We start from the raw sequence: 19,342 nt of genomic DNA on the forward strand, positions 1-19,342 counted from the left end.
GGTCTCGCGGGCGAGCAGAGAGATCGCGCTGCGGAGTTTTGCCGGGTATGGGGCATTCGAGCCAGGTGCGGGGCTTAAGCTGCTGCGAGGTACGCGGCTTTTGTCCGGTGACCGGACGCACTCGTAGGTTGGAATCGTGGCGGGGCCGGGGTCGTTACATACCCTGACGATCGCAGTACCACCGACCCGCCGCCCGCCCCTGAGGGCTGGTCACGCAGGCTGGAATGCCAGCCTCCACCCGGTCGTTGCAGTCCCCACGAACGACCAACGGGTACCGCCTTGATGAGGGTGCCGGCGGGTGGGCCAATCCCGGAATGACCCCGGCCCCCCGGTCGTTACACAGGGTCCCGGCGCCACGAGCCCCCCGCTCGGCAGGTCGCCGACCCGACGCCCAGATGGACGTCACCCCCCAGACTTTTCCCCTTTGTTTGTGCAGCGCCGGACGAGGTGCTCACACCCCGCCGCCGCCCCCCATGTGGTGGTTGGGTGTCCTACCCCCGAAGGAGCTACCCCTCATGAACACGATCTTCCGTAAGAGCATGCTGTCCGTTGCTGGTCTCGCGTTCGCCGGTGGTGTCTTCGCCGGCCCGATCGCCGCCCACGCCGCCACCCCGGCCGTGGATGCCAAGCCCGCCGCCGTGGCCGTGCAGTCGGCGCCGAAGCCGCAGGGCGACCAGTCCCACATCAGCCTCAACGATGAGCAGACCGCGAACGTGAAGGCGATCATCGCCGCCACGAAGAAGGCCGGCCTGCCCGAGCGGGCCGCGGTGATCTCGATCGCGACGAGCCTGCAGGAGTCGAAGCTGGAGAACCTCGGCCACCTCGGCGACATGAACGACCACGACTCGCTGGGACTGTTCCAGCAGCGCCCGAGCTCGGGTTGGGGCACCCCGGAGCAGATCACCAACCCTGAGTACTCCACGACCGCCTTCCTCAAGGGTTTGAAGCAGGTCGACGGGTGGCAGGACATGCCCCTGACCGACGCCGCGCAGACCGTGCAGGTGTCGGCCTACCCGGACGCCTACGCCCAGTGGGAGCAGCAGGCCACCGACCTCGTCGGCCAGCACTGGAACAGCTGACCACCAGCACCACAGCAGGACGAGCTCGCAACGCCACAGCACGGCAGGACGACGGCACGACACCGACCGCTGGCCGGCACCCCGACCCGGGGTGCCGGCCAGCGGCGTTTTCTTTGCCCTGAACCCGCAGATCTTGGACACTTTCCGTTCGCGCCGAACGGAAAGTGTCCAAGATCTGCATGCACGGTCTGGGACACCACCGGTCAACCAGGCAGCCGCCCGCCGGCCCGAAGGAGAGTCGCGGGACCCGGCAACGCAGGTTGCCAACAGCCCCGCTCACCCGCAGAGCAGGTCGCGGAAACCCGGCAACGCACGTCGCCAACCAGCCCGCCCACCCGCAGGGCAGGTCGCAGAGACGACCCACCGATCCGACCCAGGAGCAGGTCGCGGAGACCGCCCACCGACCGACCCCACGGAGCAGGTCGCGGACACCGCCCGCCGACCCGCGGAACAAGTGGCGAACACAGCCCACCAGCACGCCAGGCAGGCCGCCAGCACAGCCCACGAACGCGCAGAGCACGTCGCGGACACACGTCGCGGACGGAGCCCGGGCGACGAGGCCATGGCGTGGATCAGCGGACGGTGACGGTGACCGTGTGCCAGCCGGTGGCGCCATCCGGGACGACGTCCTGCGTACGTTCGGTTTGGGTTTCACCGGTCGCGTCCGTCGCGCGGACCTGGAGCCGGTGCTCGCCCGGTGTGGCGTCCCAGCGCCAGGACCATTGCACCCAGGTGTCCACCGACACGGTCGGGGCCAGCGCGGCTTCCTGCCACGGGCCGTCGTCGACGCGTACCTCGACTCGGCGGATGCCCCGGTGCTGCGCCCAGGCCACCCCGGCGACGGTCACCGGGCCGGCGGTCAGCCGGTTACGTTTCCGGGGCGTGTCGATCCGCGACTGGGTCTTGATCGGCCCCTGGGGGGACCAGCCGCGCGGCACCCAGTACGCGTCGAAGTCGGCGAATCGGGTCAACTCCAGTTCGGTCACCCATTTGCAGGCCGACACGTAGCCGTAGAGGCCCGGCACCACCACTCGGACCGGGAAGCCGTGCTCGACCGGCAGCGGCTCGCCGTTCATCCCTACGGCCAGCAGCGCGTCCCGTCCGTCGCGCAGCGCGGCGGTGGGGGTGCCGCAGGTCCAGCCGTCGACCGACCGGCCGACGACCTGGTCGGCGTCGTCGTCCGGCTCGACCTCGTCCAGCAGTTCTCGCAGGGGTACGCCGAGCCATAGGGCATTGCCGATCAGGTCCCCGCCCACCTCGTTGGAGACGCAGGCAAGCGTGACGTACCGCTCGACCAGCGGTCGGGCCAGCAGATCCGCGTAGCTGTAGGTGCGTTCCCTGCCGACCCGTCCGTGGATCCGCAGCCGCCAGGTGTCCGGGTCGACCTGGGGCACCACCAGCGCGGTGTCGATCCGGTAGAACCCGAAGTTCGGGGTGACGTACGGCGCGAGCTGCGTCAACGAGAGGTCCGCGCCCGCCGGTACGGCCGGTGCGGGGGCGACCGGCGCGGGCAGGCGGATCGCTTCGCGGGCTGCGGACACGCCGCGCCGCCCTGCCAGCCAGCGCCCACCGAGGCCGGCCACCACGGCGGTGCCGAGCAGCACCCCGCTGCCGGTGAGGAACCGCCGCCGCGACTCCGGGTCCACTTCGGCGGGCCCGACCGGTTCGGCGGCGGCCGTCGGCCCGGCGGGAGTCACCGGCACCGACTCTGCGGGCGACCCGGGATCAGCGGACGACCCGGGACCAACCGGCGACACCGGACCAGCCGGCGACACCGGACCAGCCGGCGACACCGGACCAGCCGGCGACACCGGGCCAGCGGACGACACCGGACCAGCGGTCGGCGTGGGTGGTGACCAGGACCAGGGGTCCAGCTCGAAAGGTCCGCCGATGAACAACCAGAGCACCAGTGCGCCAAGACCGGCGCCGACCACTGACGGCAGCGCGTCGGCGAGGTCGGCGCCGGAGCGGGTCAGCGCGGCGGCCACGCCGATGGCGCCGAACGCGGCAATGCCGGCCAGGCCGAGTGCCAGCCGGCGGACCGCCAGGACGCCGAAGAGCGCGGCGAAGCCTCCCAGCAACACGGCAGTTCCGACCAGCAGCGCGATCTTGTCGGCGGTGCCGAAGAGGTCGATGGCGAGTTGCTTCAGCGATTCGGGGACGGCGTCGACGATGACCCCGCCGACCGCGACCAGGGGCGCCGACCGGGGACCGGTCAACACCGCGACCGGTTCGGCGATCCCGATCGCGACGGCGGCGGCGGTGATCCCGGCCAACGCGGCGTACCGCCGTGACGTGGTGCTCATCGGCCCAGTGTGCGCGATCATCTCGCCCGGTCGCCAACAACGTCAGCGTTCGGTAATGACCTGCCAGCCCGCAGGAACGAGCCGGGGCGCACCGCCTGACGGCGGTGCGCCCCGGAACGGGTGTCGCTACCGGATCAGAAGCCCGGGCCGTGCTGGTGGCCGTGACCGTGGCCGTGCCCACCGGCGGCGGCCGGCTCGGCCTGCTCCGGCTTCTCCACCACGAGGCTCTCCGTGGTGAGCAGCAGACCGGCGATCGAGGCGGCGTTGGTGACCGCGTTGCGGGTCACCTTCACCGGGTCGATGATGCCGGCCTTGACCAGGTCGACGTACTCGCCCTTGGCGGCGTCGAGGCCGTTGCCCCACTTGAGGTCGGCGACCTTCTGCGTCACGACGTAACCGTCGTGACCGGCGTTCTGGGCGATCCAGCGCAGCGGCTCGACGAGCGCCTTGCGCACTACCGAGACGCCAACCTTCTCGTCACCGGTGAAGCCCAGGTCGTCGTCGAGCACCGAGAGGATCTGCACCAGGGCGGCGCCGCCGCCGGGCACAGTGCCCTCCTCGACCGCAGCCTTGGTCGCCGCGATGGCGTCCTCGATGCGGTGCTTGCGCTCCTTCATCTCGACCTCGGTCGCCGCGCCAGCCTTGATGACGGCGATGCCACCGGAGAGCTTCGCCAGCCGCTCGGCCAGCTTCTCCCGGTCCCAGTCGGAGTCGGAGGCCTCGATCTCCTTGCGGATCTGGGACACCCGGTCGGTGACGTCGGCCTTCTGGCCACCGCCGTCGACGATCGTGGTGTTCTCCTTGTCGACCACGACGCGCCGGGCGGTGCCGAGCACCTCCAGGCCGACCTGGTCGAGCTTGTAGCCCAGCTCCGGGGCGACGAGTTCGGCGCCTGTGGAGATCGCGATGTCCTGGAGCATTGCCTTGCGCCGGTCACCGAAGCCCGGGGCCTTGACCGCGCAGACCTTGAGGGTCTTGCGCAGTGAGTTGACCACCAGGGTGGAGAGCGCCTGGCCGTCCACGTCCTCGGCGATGATCAGCAGGGGCTTGCTGTTCTGCAGGACCTTCTCCAGCAGCGGCAGCAGCTCTTCGATCGCCGAGATCTTCTGGGTGGTGACCAGGATGTACGCGTCCTCAAGGACGGACTCCTGACCCTCCAGGTCGGTGACGAAGTTCGGCGAGATGAAGCCCTTGTCGAACTGGAGACCCTCGGTCACGTCCAGTTCGGTGGTGAGCATCGAGCCTTCCTCGACGGTGATGACACCGTCGCGGCCGACCCGCTCCATCGCCTCGGCGATCAGATCGCCGATCGTGGAGTCCTGCGCGGAGATGGTCGCCACGTTCGCGATCGACTCCTTGCTGGTGACCTCGGCGGCACGGCCGAGCAGCGCCTCGGAGACCTTCATGGCCGCCGCGTCGATGCCCCGCTTGAGGCCGGCCGGGTTGGTCCCGGCGGTCACGTTGCGCAAACCCTCGCGAACCATCGCCTGGGCCAGCACCGTCGCGGTGGTGGTCCCGTCGCCGGCGACGTCGTTGGTCTTGGTCGCCACCTCCTTGACCAGCTGCGCGCCAAGGTTCTCGTACGGGTTGGTGAGCTCGATCTCCTTGGCGATGGTCACACCATCGTTGGTGATCGTCGGCGCACCGAATTTCTTGTCCAGGACGACGTTGCGCCCGCGCGGGCCGAGGGTGACCTTGACCGCGTCCGCGAGGGCGTTGACACCGTGCTCCAGCAGGTGCCGGGCGTCGTCCGAGAAGCTCAGGATCTTCGCCATTAATGTCCCTTCGAAGCGCCATTGCCCCGGCCCGGCGAGCCGGACCGGGGCAGTGGCACTGATCGGTTGCTTACTTCTCGATGACCGCGAGGACGTCGCGGGCGGAGAGCACCAGGTACTCCTCGCCGGCGTACTTGACCTCGGTGCCGCCGTACTTCGAGTAGAGGACGGTGTCGCCGACCTGCACGTCAACCGGAACCCGGTTGCCGTTGTCGTCGACGCGCCCCGGGCCCACAGCGAGGACAGTGCCCTCCTGCGGCTTCTCCTTGGCGGTGTCGGGGATCACGATGCCCGACGCCGTGGTGGTCTCAGCCTCATTCGCCTGGACCACGATGCGGTCCTCGAGCGGCTTGATCGCAACCTTGGTCGCGGTAGTCACGGGCATACCCTCCTGGGGTACTGGTTTCGTTGCTGGCCAGCGGGGCTGACCAGCGTCAATCTGCCTCATGCCACCGGGCGGTGCCGTCGTCGCGGGTGCCGGTCCGCCTGGCGTGCGCACCCGGGTCGCGAGACCCGGAAGCTGGCACCCTCAGGGTGAGAGTGCTAATCGCAGGTTATTCCGTGGCTAGCACTCCGTCAAGGAGAGTGCCAGCGCGTCGCGCCCCGACAACCAGGATTTCCCTGCCGGCCGGGACAATGGCCGGGTGGATCTCGATCAGCTGGCGGCGCTGCGTACCCCTGAGGGGTCGGCCGCCCTCACAGCGGCGGCCGACCTGGCCGGCGGTGATCCACTGGTCGCGGCGTCGGCGCTGCGCGCGACCGGGGTGCCGCCGACGTTGGCCGCGGCGGCGCTCACCCAGGCCGAGCTGCGGCACCGGGCGGTCGGCAAGTTCGGCCCGGCCGCCGCTGGGATGTTCCTCACCCGTCCCGGCCTGGAGCAGGCCACCCGCCGGGTGGTCGCCGACAGTCGGGCGGCCCGGTTGTACGCGGCCGGCGTGCGCACCCTGGCCGACCTCGGGTGCGGGCTCGGGGCCGACGCGCTGGCCGCCGCCCGCGCCGGCATCAGGGTGTACGGGGTGGAGGCCGACCCGGTGACCGCGGCGATGGCCGCCGCCAACGCCGAGGCGGCCGGGCTGGCCGAGCTGTTCACTGTCGAGTGCGGCGACGCGACCGGGTTCGACGTGTCAGCGGTCGACGGAGTCTTCTGCGATCCGGCCCGCCGCACGACCGGCACCGGGCGTCGGATCTTCGACCCGCGCGCCTACTCGCCGCCGTGGGACTTCGTCACCGGGCTGGCCGACCGGGTGCCGCGCACAGTGGTGAAGGTCGCGCCGGGCGTGGACCACGCGCTCATTCCGGCCGGCGCGGAGGCCGAGTGGGTCGGCGTGGATGGGGACCTGGTCGAGGCCGCGCTCTGGTGCGGTGAGCTGGCGGAGGTGCCCCGTCGCGCCACCCTCTACCGCCAGCGGGGCGTCGAGGCCCACCGTCACCAGCTCACCGGCTCGGGTGCCGCCGAGGCACCGGTCGGGCCGCCGCGTCGCTACCTGTACGACCCGGACCCGGCGGTGGTGCGCGCGCATCTCGTCGCCGAACTGGCCACCGAACTGGACGCCACCCTCGGCGATCCGAGCATCGCCTATCTCTACGCCGACCAGCCGGTCCGCACCCCGTACGCGCGCTGCCTGGAGATCACCGACGTGCTGCCGTTCTCGCTCAAGCGCCTGCGGGCGCTGCTGCGCGAGCGCCGGGTGGGCCGGGTGGAGATCCTCAAGCGGGGTTCGGCGCTCACCCCGGAGCAGCTCCGGCGGGACCTGCGGCTGGCCGGGGACGCGGCGGCGAGCCTGGTGCTCACCCGGGTCGACGGCGCACCGACGGTGCTGATCGGCCAGCCGGTCGACCAGCACCGTCTCGACTAGCCTCGTCGCTGTGGCGGGACAGGGCACGCCGGCAACGGCACTGTTGGTCAAGCGCGGGATCGCGCATCGCACCCATCCGTACCGGGTGTCGCCGGACGCCCCGAACTACGGCGCGTTGGTGGCGGTGGCGCTCGGTGTGGCGCCGGAGCGCGTGTTCAAGTCGCTGGTGACCGCTGTCGACGGCGCGCTCACAGTGGCTGTCGTTCCGGTCACCGGCGAGTTGGATCTGAAGGCGCTCGCGGCGGCGGTCGGCGGCAAGCGGGCGGCGTTGGCCGACCGGGCGGTCGCCGAGCGGGCCACCGGTTACGTACGAGGTGGGATCAGCCCGCTCGGGCAGCGTCGACGGTTGCCCACGGTGCTGGACGAGTCCGCGCTGGATCTCCCGACGATCTACGTCTCGGCTGGTCGGCGCGGTCTGCAACTCGAACTGGCAGCGGTGGATCTGGTGGCGCTGACCGACGCCCGCACCGCTGCGTTGCAGACCCGCTGACGACAGTCGTTACGTCGACTTCCCCGTGGGATACCCAGGGAGTAACAGTCGCGTTGCTGAATTGTTATCGCTCCCAACAAACTATGCACCTGCGCGGTCTTGTGGAGCCGGTGTGACGCGAAATACGTTGCCGGACACAACAAAACAACACCTCCCCCACCTCCGAAAGGACCCTGCACATGCGTAAGGGGATCCTCACCATCGCCGCCGTGGGCCTGCTCGCGACCGGCGGTTTGACCGCCTGTAGCGACGACTCCGGCACCGGCTCGGCCGACTCCAAAAAGACTCCCAAGATCGGCGTGATCCTTCCGGACAGCAAGTCCTCCCCCCGCTGGGAGACGGCGGACCGCCGCTTCCTGGAGGAGGCGTTCAAGGCTGCCGGCGTCGAGTCCGACATCCAGAACGCCCAGAACGACAAGAGCGCCTTCCAGACCATCGCCGACCAGATGATCACCAGCGGCGTCACCGCCCTGATGATCGTCAACCTGGACTCCGGCACCGGCAAGGCAGTGCTCGACAAGGCCAAGTCGCAGGGCGTCGCCACCATCGACTACGACCGGCTCACCCTCGGCGGCTCCGCCCAGTACTACGTCAGCTTCGACAACGAGACCGTCGGGAAGCTCCAGGGCGAGGGTCTGGCGAAGTGCCTGACCGAGAAGGGCGCCAAGAACCCCGTCGTGGCGTACCTGAACGGCTCCCCCACCGACAACAACGCCACCCTGTTCAAGGCTGGCTACGACTCGGTGCTCAAGCCGAAGTTCGACTCCAAGGAATACACCAAGGGCCCGGACGACGCCGTGCCGGGCTGGGACGGCCCCACCGCCGCGACCATCTTCGAGCAGCAGCTCACCGCGACCAAGGGCAAGATCGACGGCGTGCTGGCTGCCAACGACACTCTCGGCAACGCCGCCATCTCGATCCTGAAGAAGAACAAGATCAACGGCAAGGTGCCGGTGACCGGCCAGGACGCCAGCGTGGAGGGCCTGCAGAACATCCTCGCCGGTGACCAGTGCATGACCGTCTACAAGGCGGTCCGGGAAGAGGCCAAGGCCGCCGCGGACCTGGCCATCGCGCTGGCCAAGGGCGAGAAGAAGGACACCGGCCAGTCGGTGAAGGACGGTGACCGCGACGTCCCCTCGGTGCTGCTCACCCCGAAGGCCATCTACAAGGACAACGTCAAGGACGTCATCGCCGACGGCTACGCGACCAAGGAGCAGGTCTGCACCGGGGCCTACGCCAAGTTCTGCGCCGAAGCCGGCATCAGCTGACCGACGCCGCAGTACCCGCCGGAACGACCACCGCCGCCCGGCACGGGAGCACCCTCCCGTGCCGGGCGGCGCCCGCCGGACGGGCCCCGACCCTCCCTTAAGAAGGAGACCCCGTGTCCGCGACCCCCCTGCTGGAACTCCGCGGGATCGACAAGAGCTTCGGTCCCGTCCAGGTGCTCCGCGACGTCGCCCTGACCGTCCACCCAGGCGAAGTGACCGCACTGGTCGGCGACAACGGCGCCGGCAAGTCGACCCTGGTGAAGTGCATCAGCGGCATCCACCCCTCCGACGCCGGAGAGTTCCTGTTCAACGGTGAACCGGTGCACATCGGCAGCCCTCGCGACGCCGCCACGCTCGGCATCGAGGTCGTCTACCAGGACCTCGCGCTCTGCGACAACCTGGACATCGTGCAGAACATGTTCCTCGGCCGGGAGAGGCGCAGCGGCATCGTCCTGGACGAGCCGACAATGGAACAGCTCGCCGCCGAAACCCTGGCCGGGCTCTCCATCCGCACCGTCACCTCACTCCGCCAGCACGTGTCCAGCCTCTCCGGCGGCCAGCGCCAGACCGTGGCCATCGCCAAGGCGGTGCTGTGGAACAGCAAGCTCGTCATCCTGGACGAGCCGACCGCGGCGCTCGGCGTGGCACAGACCGCGCAGGTGCTCGAACTGGTCCGCCGCCTCGCCGACAACGGCCTGGCCGTGGTGCTCATCTCGCACAACATGAACGACGTCTTCGCCGTCTCCGACCGGATCGCCGCGCTGTACCTCGGCCAGATGGTCGCCCAGGTGAAGACCACCGACATCACCCACGCCCAGGTGGTCGAGCTGATCACCGCCGGGCGCTCGGGCGGGCTCGGCCTCGCCACCGACCCGGGCAGCAACGGCGACGGCCCGGAGCCGGCCGACTCGATCTCAGGAGGCGTCCGATGACCACCACCGCCGTGCGGAAGGACGGCCCTGCGGCCGTCACACCGGCGCCGACCGTCGGAGGCCACGTCCGCAACTACCTCAGCCGGGTACGCGGTGGCGACGTCGGCGCGCTGCCGGCTGTGCTCGGCCTGATCGTGCTCTGCACCGTCTTCGCGATCCTGCGGCCGTCGTCGTTCCTGTCGGCCGGCAACTTCGCCAACCTCTTCACCCAGGGCGCGGCGGTCACGCTGATCGCGATGGGCCTGGTCTTCGTGCTGCTGCTCGGCGAGATCGACCTCTCCGCCGGCTTCGCCAGCGGCGTCTGCGCGGCCGTGCTGGCCAATGTGGTCACAGTGCTCGGCTACCCCTGGTGGGTCGCGGTGCTCGCCGCGGTCGCCACAGGCGTGGTCATCGGCACCACGCTCGGCATGCTCGTCGCGAAGATCGGCATTCCGTCCTTCGTGGTCACCCTCGCCGGCTTCCTCGCCTTCCAGGGCGTCGTGCTGCTGCTCGTGCAGGAGGGCACCAACATCTCCGTCCGCGACGAGGTGCTGGTCGCCATCGCCAACCGCAACCTCGCCCCAACGCTGGGCTGGGCGCTGACCGCCCTCGCGGTCGTCGGCTACGGGGCGGTGCAACTGCTGCGCCACCGCAACCGGGTGGCCCGCGGTCTGATCACCGACCCGATCGCCGTGCTGGCGCTGCGGATCGGCGGGCTCGCCGTCATCCTCGGCACCGCCATGTACGTCCTCAACCTGGAGCGCAGCCGCAACGTCCTCATCGTCTCACTCAAGGGCGTGCCGATCGTGGTGCCGATCATCGCGGTGCTGCTGGTCATCTGGACCTTCGTGCTCCAACGCACCAGCTACGGCCGGCACATCTACGCCGTGGGCGGCAACCGGGAAGCGGCCCGTCGGGCCGGCATCGACGTCGACCGGATCCGGATCTCGGTCTTCGTGATCTGCTCGTCCATGGCCGCCATCGGCGGCATCGTGGCGGCCAGCCGGGCCAACTCGGTCGACCCGAACACCGGGGGCAGTAACGTACTGCTCTACGCGGTCGGCGCAGCGGTGATCGGCGGCACCAGCCTCTTCGGTGGCAAGGGCCGCGTCCTCGACGCCGTACTCGGCGGCGCGGTGGTCGCTGTCATCGAAAACGGAATGGGCCTGATGGGGTACGACGCGGGAGTCAAGTACGTGGTCACCGGCGTCGTGCTGCTACTCGCCGCCAGCGTCGACGCGCTCTCCCGCCGCCGCGCGGCAGCCACCGGCTCCCGCTGACCGCGCGGGAGGTAGCACCAGCATGCGCCCAGGACCGAGCCAGGATGACGTCCGGCGGCAGAACCTCGGGGCCCTGCTGCGGCACGTACACGTCCACGGGGCGACCACGCGGGCCGAGCTGACCACCACGCTGGGCCTCAACCGCAGCACCATCGGCGCACTCACCGCCGACCTGTCCGCGGTGGGGCTGGTCAGCGAAGGCGCACCGAAAGAGACCGGCCGGGCCGGACGACCGTCACTGGTCGTCCGGCCCGAGTCGGCCCGGGTCTACGCGTACGCGTACTCAGTGGAGGTGGACCGGCTGCGCGCCGCCCGGATCGGGCTGGGTGGCGCGGTCCTGGACCGCCGGGATCTGGACCGGCCGCGCGGGCTGCTGGCCGCGGAGGCCGCGCCGCTGCTGGCCGGCGCGGTCAAGGAGATGCAGCAGCTGGTGCCGGCGGACGCGATCTGCGTCGGTGCCGGCGTCGCGGTCTGCGGGATGGTCCGCCGGGACGACGGTCTGGTCCGACTCGGCCCCACCACCGGATGGGTGGACGAGCCGATCGGCGCGGCCCTCGCCGACGAGTTGGGCATCGACGTACCGATCACAGTGGGCAACGTGGCCGACGTCGCCGCGTTCGCCGAGCACGCACGAGGTGTGGCGGCAGGCTGCGACAACGTCCTCTACCTGTACGGCGACGTGGGCGTGGGTGCCGGCATCATCGCCGGTGGACGCCGACTGACCGGGCACGGTGGCTACGGCGGCGAGGTCGGCCACATGAAGGTGGTCCGCGACGGCAAGCCCTGCGAGTGCGGCTCCCGGGGCTGTTGGGAGACCGAGATCGGTGAGCACGGCCTCCTGCGCGCTGCCGGACGCTCCGACGCCCGGGGCCGCGACGCGCTGCTGGAGGTCTTCGACGCGGCCGACCGGGGGGACGCCCGGGCCCAGACAGCGGTCCGCCAGGCCGGCGACTGGCTCGGCTTCGGCGTGGCCAACCTGGTGAACGTCTTCAACCCCGAGATGGTCATCTTCGGCGGGACCATGCGTGACCTCTACCTCGCGGCGGCGGCCCAGATCCGCAGCCGGCTCAACTCCAACGCGCTCGGGGCCTGCCTGGAGCACGTCCGGCTGCGCACGCCGAAACTGGGTACCGACGCGCCCCTGATCGGTGCCGCCGAACTGGCCTTCGAACGGCTCCTCGCCGACCCCCTCGACGTGGGCTGATCCGCGTACGCTGTCCGGCGTGGATGTCGAGCTGCGCGCTTCCGACGACGACCGCAACCGGGTGGTCGCCGCGCTGCACCAGCACACCGCGGCGGGCCGGCTGACGCTTGACGAGTTCTCCGATCGCGCCGGTGCGGTGTGGACGGCCCGCACCCTCGGTGACCTGGCCGCGCTGACCCGCGATCTACCGGCCCTACCCACAGCGGTCGTCGACGCCGGCCCGGTCGCGCGGGGGCGTCAGGAGTTGCTGATGGTCTTCGCCGCCGCGGCGATCACCCTGCTGCTGCTCGGCGGCCTGCTCGCCGTCACCCGCTGATCCGGGGCGCTCCACGATGAACTGATCGCGCGATCAGTCCGTACCAGTGGGCGGACGGGCAACCGGCAGGGTACGGCTGCCCGGTCCAGACGCGTTCCGGTCCGGACCGAGGAGGCACCACAGACATGGCACCGCTCAGATCCGCCCATCGCCGACTGGGCACCCGGACCCACCGAGCGGCGATGCTGCTCATCGCGGTCATCGCGGGGGTCGGTGTCCTGCCCGGCGTAGCCGTCGCCGCGCCCGCCGGTGGCCAGCAGCTCAACGCTGCCGACATGACACTGCTCAACGGGGTGCGGCTGGCCGGGCTCTGGGAGATGCCAGCCGGTCAGATGGCCGCCGAGAAGGGGCAGTCGGCGAAGGTCCGGGAGATCGGCGCCGGCATCGCCGGCGAGCACCAGAAGCTCGACCAGCTCGTGGTCGACGCGGCCAACAAGTTGGGCGCGACGATCCCCAGCGAGCCGACCGCCGAGCAGAAGGGCTGGCTGGCCGAGATGCAGAAGGCCTCCGGCGCTCGGTTCGACCAGATCTTCGTCACCCGGCTCCGGGTCGCCCACGGCAAGATCTTCCCGGTGATCGGCGCGGTCCGCGCCAGCACCCGGGACGCCACCGTCCGCAAGCTCTGCGACGACTCCAACGGCTTCGTGTTGCACCACATGCAGATGTTGGAGAGCACCGGCCTGGTCCGCTGGCCGGAGCTGCCGCCGGCCGCGCTGCCCGCCCCGGGCGAGGACGGGCTCCTGGCCGCCGCCTCCGCCAACTCCGGCCCGCAGGTCGGAGTCAGCAGCACAGTCGTCTGGCTGGTCTTCCTGGCCGCGCTGGGCACTGGCGGAATCGCCACCTACCGGATGTTGCGCCGCAGCTGACCAGTCAGCCGGCGGCCTGGATGGTGGCTCGCGTTACCGGTCTACCTGGGTGAAGTCCCAGGAGTGCGGGGCGCGGGCCACCAGCAGGGCTGGCGGGTCCGGCAGCGGGCGAGGGCTGCTGCGCCACTTGGAGATCACCACCACGCGGTGGTCGGTGGAGGAGAAGACCTCGCTGGAGACGTGGAGCGGGTCGTGCTCCAACTCGGGCAGGGCGGTGTCGCACACCCAGGTGATCAGGTCGGCGACTCCGTACGCCTCGGCGCGCGCCTCCCACATCCGCACGATCATGTTCGCCGCTCCCGTCACACGCTGACAGTGGTCAGCGGCAGTGCCGAATCGGCTGGCAGGTCCAGTCGGCTCGGGGCGACACCGGCGGCGACCAGGTGCGAACCGAGCGCGGCCACCATCGCGCCGTTGTCGGTGCACAGCTTCGGCCGGGGTACCCGGACCCGGATGCCGTACTTCTCGGCTCGCTGCTCGGCCATCGCCCGCAGTCGCGAGTTCGCTGCCACTCCCCCGCCGATGACCAGGGTCTCGATGCCCTGCGCCCGGCAGGCGGCGAGCGCCTTGCTGGTCAGGACGTCACAGACCGCCTCCTGGAAGGACGCGGCCACGTCGGCCACCGGAACCGGCTCACCGGCGCGCTGGCGGGCCTCGACCCACCGGGCCACCGCGGTCTTCAGACCCGAGAACGAGAAGTCGTACCGGTGGGCGGCAAGATCCTTCGCGGCGGTCAGCCCGCGGGGGAAGGCGATCGCTGCGGCGTCGCCGGCACGGGCCTCCCGGTCGATGGGCGGGCCGCCCGGGAACGGCAACCCGAGCAGCCGGGCGACCTTGTCGAACGCTTCCCCGGCCGCGTCGTCGATGGTGGCGCCCAGCGGGGTGACACCCCGGGCCAGGTCGTCCACGAGCAGGAGGGACGAGTGACCGCCGGACACCAGGAGGGCGATGGCGGGTTCGGGCAGTGGGCCGTGCTCAAGGGTGTCCACAGCGACGTGGGCGGCGAGGTGGTTGACGCCGTAGATGGGTTTCTCGGCGGCGACCGCGTACCCCTTGGCGGCAGCGACGCCGACCAGCAACGCACCGGCCAGCCCCGGCCCCGAGGTGACAGCGATCGCGTCGATGTCGGCCAGCGTGACACCGGCCTCGGTCAGTGCCCGGTCCATCGTCGGCACGATGGCCTCCAGGTGTGCCCGGCTGGCCACCTCCGGAACCACGCCCCCGAACCGGGCGTGTTCCTCGACGCTGGAGGCGAGCGCGTCGGCCAGCAGTGTGTGCCCCCGCACGATGCCGACACCGGTCTCGTCGCAGGAGGTCTCGATACCCAGGATCAGTGGTTCGTCAGCCATGGTCGTGTGGTCCGTCCCCGGTCGGCTCGGCGTCGCGCCGCATGACCAGCGCGTCGGTGTTGCTCGGTTGGTAGTAGCCGCGCCGCACCCCGATCGGCTCGAAACCGTACGTCGCGTAGAGCCGCTGAGCTGCGGCGTTGTCCACGGCGACCTCCAGCAGGGTGCTGCGGGCGTCGCGCCGGACCACCTCGGCGAGCAGCTCCTCCAGCAGGGCACGCCCTACGCCGCGCCGCTGGGCGTCCCGGCGGACGGCGATGTTCTGCACCCACACCTCGTCCGGCGGAAGGCCGGCGAGCCCTGCGTAACCGAGCACCGAACCGTCCGCGTCGACGGCGAGCCGGTAGTGGTGCCCGTTGGCGAGCTCGCTCCAGAACATGGCGGGCGACCACTTCTCAGCGCCGAACAGGTCCGCCTCGATCGGCAGCACGTCGTCGATGTGCCACCAGCGGAACGGTTCGAGCCGTACCGCCGTCATGGCAGGACCGGTTTGCGGCCGGTCGCCGCCACCGCGTCGGGGCGGCGCAGGTAGAGCGGGGTGAGCCGCTCACTGGTCGCCCCCGCCCGGATCCGCTCGGCGGCGAGCAACGCCAGCACTGTCGCGTCCGGGTAGCGCGGCTCGACCCGAACGGGCAGGTCCAGGACCTCGGCGTACCGGTGCGCGCCGTCACCGACCGCGATCGTCGCGCCCAGTTCGCGGGCGCGCGCGGCGGCGACCGCCGGCGCGGACACCTCGGGTCCGACGATCCGCTGGCCGGCGCCGTCGTAGACGGCCCAGTAGAGCTCCTTGCGGCGGGCGTCGCTGGCGGCCAGGACGGGCGCGCCGGACGCCGCCGGGTAACCGATGGCATCCAGCGAACAGACGCCGTACGTGGGGATGCCGAGCACCTGACCCATCGTCGCGGCGGTCACCAGGCCGACCCGTAGCCCGGTGAACGGACCCGGACCGAGCCCGGCGACGATGGCGGCCAGGTCACGCGGGCGCGCGTCAGCGTCGGCGAGGACCGCATCCACCTGGGGCGCGAGCAGCTCACCGTGCGCGCGGGCGTCGACGGTGCACCGGTGCGCCCGCGACGCCACACCGTCTGCCGAGACCTCCACCAGCGCCGCGGTGACCGCGGGGGTCGAGCTGTCCACCACGAGTACGAGCACGGTAAGCCAGCCTAGCCGCCCCGCCCTCCGCCCCGGTCATGCCCCGCCCCGCCACCGCCCGCGGCCTTCACCCCACCCGCGGCCTTCGCCCCGCCACGGGCTTGCCCGCCGCCGTAGCCCTTGGGTGCGACCGGGCCAACCGCCTAGCCCTCGGACAAGCGCTGGAGCCACATTCCCCAATGAGCGTGATGTCTGTGAGTCATCGTGATGACTCACAGACATCACGCTCATTGAAGTAAGGCTCACCATCCGCCGGTTCACGGGCCTGGCGATCCCCGGGTCCGGATCGGCGGCATTTCGCCGATCTGCCGTAGCGGGATCGCGGACATCCCGCCGGTGGTCCACCATGCCGGGATGTCATCCACTCGCCTTGTCACAGTGCTCGGCGCTGTCGTGCGGCATCAACGACACCTGCGCGACCTGAGCCAGCGCCAGTTGGCCGCGCTCGCCGGGGTCGACCAGGCAGCGGTGGCCCGGTTCGAGCGTGGTGAACGAGCGACGACCGTCCCGGTGCTGGAACGGTTGCTCGCCGCGATGGATGTGCAGTTGGTCATCGGGGTTGAGCCGCTGGACGCGCACCTCGACGCCCGGATCGACGACCTGGCCGCCCGGCCGATCGCGGAGCGGATCGACGGGCTGAATGTGAATCGGCTGCTGGATCGGCTCACCGACTTTCCGCAGGTGATCACCGGGTGTGCCGCAGCGCTGTTGCAGGGAGCGCCGGTGCCGGTGGACGCGCTGGAGATCGCCCTGCGCTGGCAGGACGCCAAACTCTTCACCCGCTGGCTGGAGACGAACTACGGCCAGCGGTGGGACGCTCGCTGGGGTGAGTTCGGCGGCGTGTGGTTGGAGCCTGAGGAGCCGGGCGAACACTTTTGGTCGACCCGGTACGGAGAGATCAGGGCCACGATGTGCGACGAGCTGCCCGAGACGATCGAGGTGCGTCACGGTGGGCGGAGTTACCAGGTGGTGCCGCTCGTCGAGTTGGAACTGAGCGACCCACGCGCCGCCGAGCTGTTGCGCCGCTACCGGGGCCGGCAGTCAGCCAGCGGAAGCTGAGCCAGCGCCGGTAGCGCCAACTGACGGACGTCGACGGCCCGTTCAGGCCGCCAGGCGAGCAGCAGGACGTTGACGAGCGGGCTCAGCCGGCGGTGCGCTCCCAGTCGATGGTGGGCAGGCCGGCGTCGGCGAGTGCCTTGTTGGCGGCGCTGAACGGGCGGCTACCGACGAAGCCGCGCGGGTTCATCGGGCTGGGGTGACCCGCCTCCAGCACCACGTGCTGCGGACTGGTGACCAGCGCCGCCTTCTTGCGGGCGTAGCCACCCCAGAGCAGGAAGACCACCCGGTCCGGTGTCGCGTCCAGTGCCCGGATGGTCGCGTCGGTGAACTCTTCCCAGCCGGCGTTGGCGTGCGAGCCCGGGGTGGCCTGCCGGACGGTCAGCACCGCGTTGAGCAGCAGCACCCCCTGTGCGGCCCACCCGTCGAGGTTGCCGCTGCGCGGCTTGGGGACGCCCACGTCCTCGCCCAACTCCTTGAAGACGTTGCGCAACGACGGCGGCACCGTCACACCGTCGCGGACGCTGAAGCTCAACCCGTGTGCCTGCCCAGCCCGGTGGTAGGGATCCTGCCCGAGGATGAGCACCCGGGTGCCCTGCGGCGGGCAGAGCCGGTATGCCGAGAACAGATCCTCCAGCGGCGGGAAGACCGTCTGCGTCGCGTATTCCCGGGCGACGAAGTCGCCCAGCGCGGCGGTGCGTGCCGGGTCGAGGTGCGGGGTGAGCACTGTGCGCCACTGCTCCGGCAGCAGGGCCAGCAGATCCAGGGCGGGAGCGTCGTCGGGCATCGGGAACCTCTCACAGCGCGGGTCGGTCTCCCGCACTCTAGGCATCGGGTACGACAGCCACCGACCTAGCCCAGGTCGGCGAGCCGCCGGGCCCAGTCACCGCCGACCGGGTCCAGCTCGACGATGCGGGTGTCGTCGTCGCGGCGGTCGATGCGAACCCGCAGGTGCGCGTCCACCAACTGCTCCACCAGGCCCTCGCCCCACTCCACCACTGTCACCGAGTCGTCCACCGACGCGTCGAGGTCCAGGTCGTCGATTTCGGCGCGCGGGTCGGTGGCGTCACCCAACCGGTACGCGTCGGCGTGCACGAGCGCCACCCGGCCGCCCCGGACCGGGTCGGGGCGGTGCACCCGGGCGATCACGAAGGTCGGCGAGGTGATGTCTCCGAGGACACCGAGCCCGGTGCCGATGCCCTGGGTGAGTGCGGTCTTGCCGGCGCCCAACGGGCCGGTCAACAGCACCAGGTCGCCGGCGCGCAGCAGCCCTGCCAGCCGCCGGCCGAAGTCCCGAGTGTCCTCGACGGTCGGCAGCTTGACGACGTGACTCACCGTTCCTCCACGCTCTGCAATGATTCCAGGAACCGCGCCAGGGCGGCGTTGACCTCGTCCGCGTGCTCCAACATCACCACGTGGCCGCTGTCCTTGATCTTCACGAACTCGGCGTGCGGCAACCGGCGGACGATCTCCTCGGAGTGCGTCACCGGCGTGATCATGTCCTTGTCGCCGACCACCACGAGCACCGGAGTCGCCGCCAGCGCCGCCAACGCCGGGAAGCGCGAGTGGGTGGCCAGGGTCCGCAGGTAGCGGGTCACCGTGTCGGCCGACGTCCGGGAGTTCATCGTCTCCACGTAGGACACCAGCGACGGGCTGGGCTTACGGGTACCGAAGCCGTACCTGCGGGTCAGCAGCCAGGCCACGTTCGACGTCGACTTACGGGCCTTGTCGATCACCGGGCCGCCGTACCGGGTGGCGTTGCTGACCATGTAGAGCACCGGGCCGCCGACCCGACCGAGCAGCGCGGGCGCGACCAGCTTGGTCTCCGCGATGAGCCCGCCCGACGTGGCCATCAGAACGGTGCCCACCACCCGGTCACCGAACAGCTCCGGAAACAGCTCGGCGAACGCCATGATCGTCATGCCGCCCATCGAGTGGCCGACAAGCACCAGCGGGCCGTCCGGGGCGGTTCGGTCGATCACCTGGCGCAGCGTCCGGCCGAGCACGGCGAGGTCGTACTCCCCGGTCTCCAGCCGGCCGGACCGGCCGTGACCGGGCTGGTCGTACGCCACGATCCGGTAGTCACCGCGGGCGGCGAGCATCTGGCGCTGGAAGTGGAACGTCCCCATGTCCAGGCAGAAGCCGTGCACCAGCACCACGGTCGGTCGCCCCGGCACCGGCCGGGTCGGCTCGACCACCTCGACGTGGATGTCGGTGCCGTCCGGCAGTTCCAGGCGGAACGCCTCGTCGTACCGCTGCTGGTCGAACGTCTCGTGCGCGTAGCGGTCGGCCGGGTCGGCCTTGAGCCGGCGGACCAGGGTCCGCTCGGTCGCGACGCCAGCCGCCAGACCTGCCGCGGCCACCCCCACCGCCGCGCCGACGATCCCCGCGACCCGACCCGCGGCCGTCCGCGGACGCGGAACGCGGTAACTCATGG

At 70.9% G+C, this 19,342-nt stretch carries 20 protein-coding genes; 10 read left to right on the plus strand and 10 right to left on the minus strand.

All coding sequences use genetic code 11. The features are described 5' to 3' along the window. Positions 1–515: 515 nt before the first annotated feature. Positions 516–1,079 carry a hypothetical protein gene (locus tag AB0K35_RS05875; protein WP_238671723.1) on the plus strand — a complete coding sequence of 188 codons (564 nt, stop codon included), beginning with the start codon at positions 516–518 and terminating at the stop codon, positions 1,077–1,079. 572 nt (positions 1,080–1,651) lie between these two features. On the opposite strand, the gene AB0K35_RS05880 is transcribed toward AB0K35_RS05875, so the two are convergent. The 3 genes from AB0K35_RS05880 to groES all read right to left on the minus strand — a co-directional run bounded on the left by AB0K35_RS05880 (position 1,652) and on the right by groES (position 5,545). Then, positions 1,652–3,385 carry a molybdopterin-dependent oxidoreductase gene (locus tag AB0K35_RS05880; RefSeq protein ID WP_363883990.1) on the minus strand — a complete coding sequence of 578 codons (1,734 nt, stop codon included), beginning with the start codon at positions 3,383–3,385 and terminating at the stop codon, positions 1,652–1,654. Between the two features lie 134 nt (positions 3,386–3,519). After that, positions 3,520–5,160 carry a chaperonin GroEL gene (groL, locus tag AB0K35_RS05885; protein WP_238667598.1) on the minus strand — a complete coding sequence of 547 codons (1,641 nt, stop codon included), beginning with the start codon at positions 5,158–5,160 and terminating at the stop codon, positions 3,520–3,522. A gap of 70 nt (positions 5,161–5,230) precedes the next feature. After that, positions 5,231–5,545, minus strand: coding sequence for a co-chaperone GroES (groES, locus tag AB0K35_RS05890; RefSeq protein WP_030330046.1), 315 nt, complete (start codon positions 5,543–5,545; stop codon positions 5,231–5,233). Positions 5,546–5,804: 259 nt separating this feature from the next. Between groES and AB0K35_RS05895 the strand changes: the two genes are divergently transcribed. The 8 genes from AB0K35_RS05895 (at position 5,805) to AB0K35_RS05930 (ending at position 13,351) form a co-directional block, all read left to right on the plus strand. Next, on the plus strand, positions 5,805–7,016 hold the full coding sequence (locus AB0K35_RS05895; protein WP_238667596.1) for a methyltransferase domain-containing protein: 1,212 nt from the start codon (positions 5,805–5,807) through the stop codon (positions 7,014–7,016). 10 nt (positions 7,017–7,026) lie between these two features. Continuing rightward, entirely contained in the window at positions 7,027–7,506 is a 480-nt protein-coding gene (gene ybaK / locus AB0K35_RS05900; protein WP_238667595.1) for a Cys-tRNA(Pro) deacylase, read from the plus strand. Positions 7,507–7,685: 179 nt separating this feature from the next. Continuing rightward, positions 7,686–8,774, plus strand: coding sequence for a substrate-binding domain-containing protein (locus tag AB0K35_RS05905; protein WP_238667594.1), 1,089 nt, complete (start codon positions 7,686–7,688; stop codon positions 8,772–8,774). 113 nt (positions 8,775–8,887) lie between these two features. Beyond that, positions 8,888–9,706, plus strand: a complete 819-nt coding sequence (locus tag AB0K35_RS05910) for an ATP-binding cassette domain-containing protein (protein WP_238667592.1) — start codon at positions 8,888–8,890, stop codon at positions 9,704–9,706. Further along, positions 9,703–10,965 (plus strand): ABC transporter permease, encoded by a 1,263-nt coding sequence (locus tag AB0K35_RS05915; protein WP_238667590.1) that lies wholly within the window; start codon positions 9,703–9,705, stop codon positions 10,963–10,965. The genes AB0K35_RS05910 and AB0K35_RS05915 overlap by 4 nt, the downstream gene beginning before the upstream one ends. A 22-nt stretch (positions 10,966–10,987) precedes the next feature. Further along, entirely contained in the window at positions 10,988–12,169 is a 1,182-nt protein-coding gene (locus AB0K35_RS05920; RefSeq protein WP_112676899.1) for an ROK family protein, read from the plus strand. 19 nt (positions 12,170–12,188) lie between these two features. Beyond that, positions 12,189–12,485 carry a DUF1707 domain-containing protein gene (locus AB0K35_RS05925; RefSeq protein ID WP_238667589.1) on the plus strand — a complete coding sequence of 99 codons (297 nt, stop codon included), beginning with the start codon at positions 12,189–12,191 and terminating at the stop codon, positions 12,483–12,485. A 125-nt stretch (positions 12,486–12,610) separates the two neighbouring features. Continuing rightward, entirely contained in the window at positions 12,611–13,351 is a 741-nt protein-coding gene (locus tag AB0K35_RS05930) for a DUF4142 domain-containing protein (RefSeq protein WP_363883995.1), read from the plus strand. Between the two features lie 33 nt (positions 13,352–13,384). Here the strand turns inward: AB0K35_RS05930 and AB0K35_RS05935 are convergent, their stop codons facing one another. The 4 genes from AB0K35_RS05935 to tsaB are packed head-to-tail and all read right to left on the minus strand — an operon-like array spanning position 13,385 to position 15,849. Further along, a complete protein-coding gene (locus AB0K35_RS05935) occupies positions 13,385–13,639 on the minus strand; it encodes a hypothetical protein (protein WP_039906914.1) in 255 nt (84 codons plus the stop codon). Positions 13,640–13,653: 14 nt separating this feature from the next. Beyond that, entirely contained in the window at positions 13,654–14,700 is a 1,047-nt protein-coding gene (gene tsaD, locus AB0K35_RS05940; protein WP_238667586.1) for a tRNA (adenosine(37)-N6)-threonylcarbamoyltransferase complex transferase subunit TsaD, read from the minus strand. After that, on the minus strand, positions 14,693–15,175 hold the full coding sequence (gene rimI, locus AB0K35_RS05945; RefSeq protein WP_363883997.1) for a ribosomal protein S18-alanine N-acetyltransferase: 483 nt from the start codon (positions 15,173–15,175) through the stop codon (positions 14,693–14,695). The genes tsaD and rimI overlap by 8 nt, the downstream gene beginning before the upstream one ends. Continuing rightward, complete coding sequence (gene tsaB / locus AB0K35_RS05950) at positions 15,172–15,849, minus strand: tRNA (adenosine(37)-N6)-threonylcarbamoyltransferase complex dimerization subunit type 1 TsaB (protein WP_357278916.1); 678 nt, start codon at positions 15,847–15,849, stop codon at positions 15,172–15,174. The genes rimI and tsaB overlap by 4 nt, the downstream gene beginning before the upstream one ends. A 354-nt stretch (positions 15,850–16,203) precedes the next feature. Here tsaB and AB0K35_RS05955 point away from each other — a divergent pair, with 354 nt between their 5' ends. Further along, on the plus strand, positions 16,204–16,908 hold the full coding sequence (locus AB0K35_RS05955; RefSeq protein ID WP_363884000.1) for a helix-turn-helix transcriptional regulator: 705 nt from the start codon (positions 16,204–16,206) through the stop codon (positions 16,906–16,908). Between the two features lie 82 nt (positions 16,909–16,990). Here AB0K35_RS05955 and AB0K35_RS05960 read toward each other — a convergent pair whose 3' ends face one another. From AB0K35_RS05960 to AB0K35_RS05970, 3 genes are all read right to left on the minus strand, one after another. Then, positions 16,991–17,692 carry a uracil-DNA glycosylase gene (locus tag AB0K35_RS05960; protein WP_363884002.1) on the minus strand — a complete coding sequence of 234 codons (702 nt, stop codon included), beginning with the start codon at positions 17,690–17,692 and terminating at the stop codon, positions 16,991–16,993. 65 nt (positions 17,693–17,757) lie between these two features. Further along, positions 17,758–18,240, minus strand: a complete 483-nt coding sequence (gene tsaE, locus AB0K35_RS05965) for a tRNA (adenosine(37)-N6)-threonylcarbamoyltransferase complex ATPase subunit type 1 TsaE (protein ID WP_238667579.1) — start codon at positions 18,238–18,240, stop codon at positions 17,758–17,760. Beyond that, positions 18,237–19,340 (minus strand): alpha/beta hydrolase, encoded by a 1,104-nt coding sequence (locus AB0K35_RS05970; protein WP_238667578.1) that lies wholly within the window; start codon positions 19,338–19,340, stop codon positions 18,237–18,239. Before AB0K35_RS05970 ends, tsaE begins: the two co-directional genes overlap by 4 nt. Positions 19,341–19,342 lie beyond the last annotated feature (2 nt).

It is taken from the genome of Micromonospora sp. NPDC053740 (assembly GCF_040677775.1).
Classification (GTDB): domain Bacteria; phylum Actinomycetota; class Actinomycetes; order Mycobacteriales; family Micromonosporaceae; genus Micromonospora; species Micromonospora alfalfae.

Excerpts from the sequence above, each read along its gene's own strand:
- AB0K35_RS05955 (WP_363884000.1), top strand. The coding sequence starts at position 16,204 with ATGTCATCCACTCGCCTTGTCACAGTGCTCGGCGCTGTCGTGCGGCAT.
- AB0K35_RS05920 (WP_112676899.1), top strand. The coding sequence starts at position 10,988 with ATGCGCCCAGGACCGAGCCAGGATGACGTCCGGCGGCAGAACCTCGGG.
- AB0K35_RS05970 (WP_238667578.1), bottom strand. The coding sequence starts at position 19,340 with ATGAGTTACCGCGTTCCGCGTCCGCGGACGGCCGCGGGTCGGGTCGCG.
- rimI (WP_363883997.1), bottom strand. The coding sequence starts at position 15,175 with ATGACGGCGGTACGGCTCGAACCGTTCCGCTGGTGGCACATCGACGAC.
- AB0K35_RS05935 (WP_039906914.1), bottom strand. The coding sequence starts at position 13,639 with ATGATCGTGCGGATGTGGGAGGCGCGCGCCGAGGCGTACGGAGTCGCC.
- AB0K35_RS05905 (WP_238667594.1), top strand. The coding sequence starts at position 7,686 with ATGCGTAAGGGGATCCTCACCATCGCCGCCGTGGGCCTGCTCGCGACC.
- groL (WP_238667598.1), bottom strand. The coding sequence starts at position 5,160 with ATGGCGAAGATCCTGAGCTTCTCGGACGACGCCCGGCACCTGCTGGAG.
- AB0K35_RS05915 (WP_238667590.1), top strand. The coding sequence starts at position 9,703 with ATGACCACCACCGCCGTGCGGAAGGACGGCCCTGCGGCCGTCACACCG.
- AB0K35_RS05880 (WP_363883990.1), bottom strand. The coding sequence starts at position 3,385 with ATGAGCACCACGTCACGGCGGTACGCCGCGTTGGCCGGGATCACCGCC.
- AB0K35_RS05960 (WP_363884002.1), bottom strand. The coding sequence starts at position 17,692 with ATGCCCGACGACGCTCCCGCCCTGGATCTGCTGGCCCTGCTGCCGGAG.
- AB0K35_RS05875 (WP_238671723.1), top strand. The coding sequence starts at position 516 with ATGAACACGATCTTCCGTAAGAGCATGCTGTCCGTTGCTGGTCTCGCG.
- AB0K35_RS05930 (WP_363883995.1), top strand. The coding sequence starts at position 12,611 with ATGGCACCGCTCAGATCCGCCCATCGCCGACTGGGCACCCGGACCCAC.
- tsaD (WP_238667586.1), bottom strand. The coding sequence starts at position 14,700 with ATGGCTGACGAACCACTGATCCTGGGTATCGAGACCTCCTGCGACGAG.
- groES (WP_030330046.1), bottom strand. The coding sequence starts at position 5,545 with ATGCCCGTGACTACCGCGACCAAGGTTGCGATCAAGCCGCTCGAGGAC.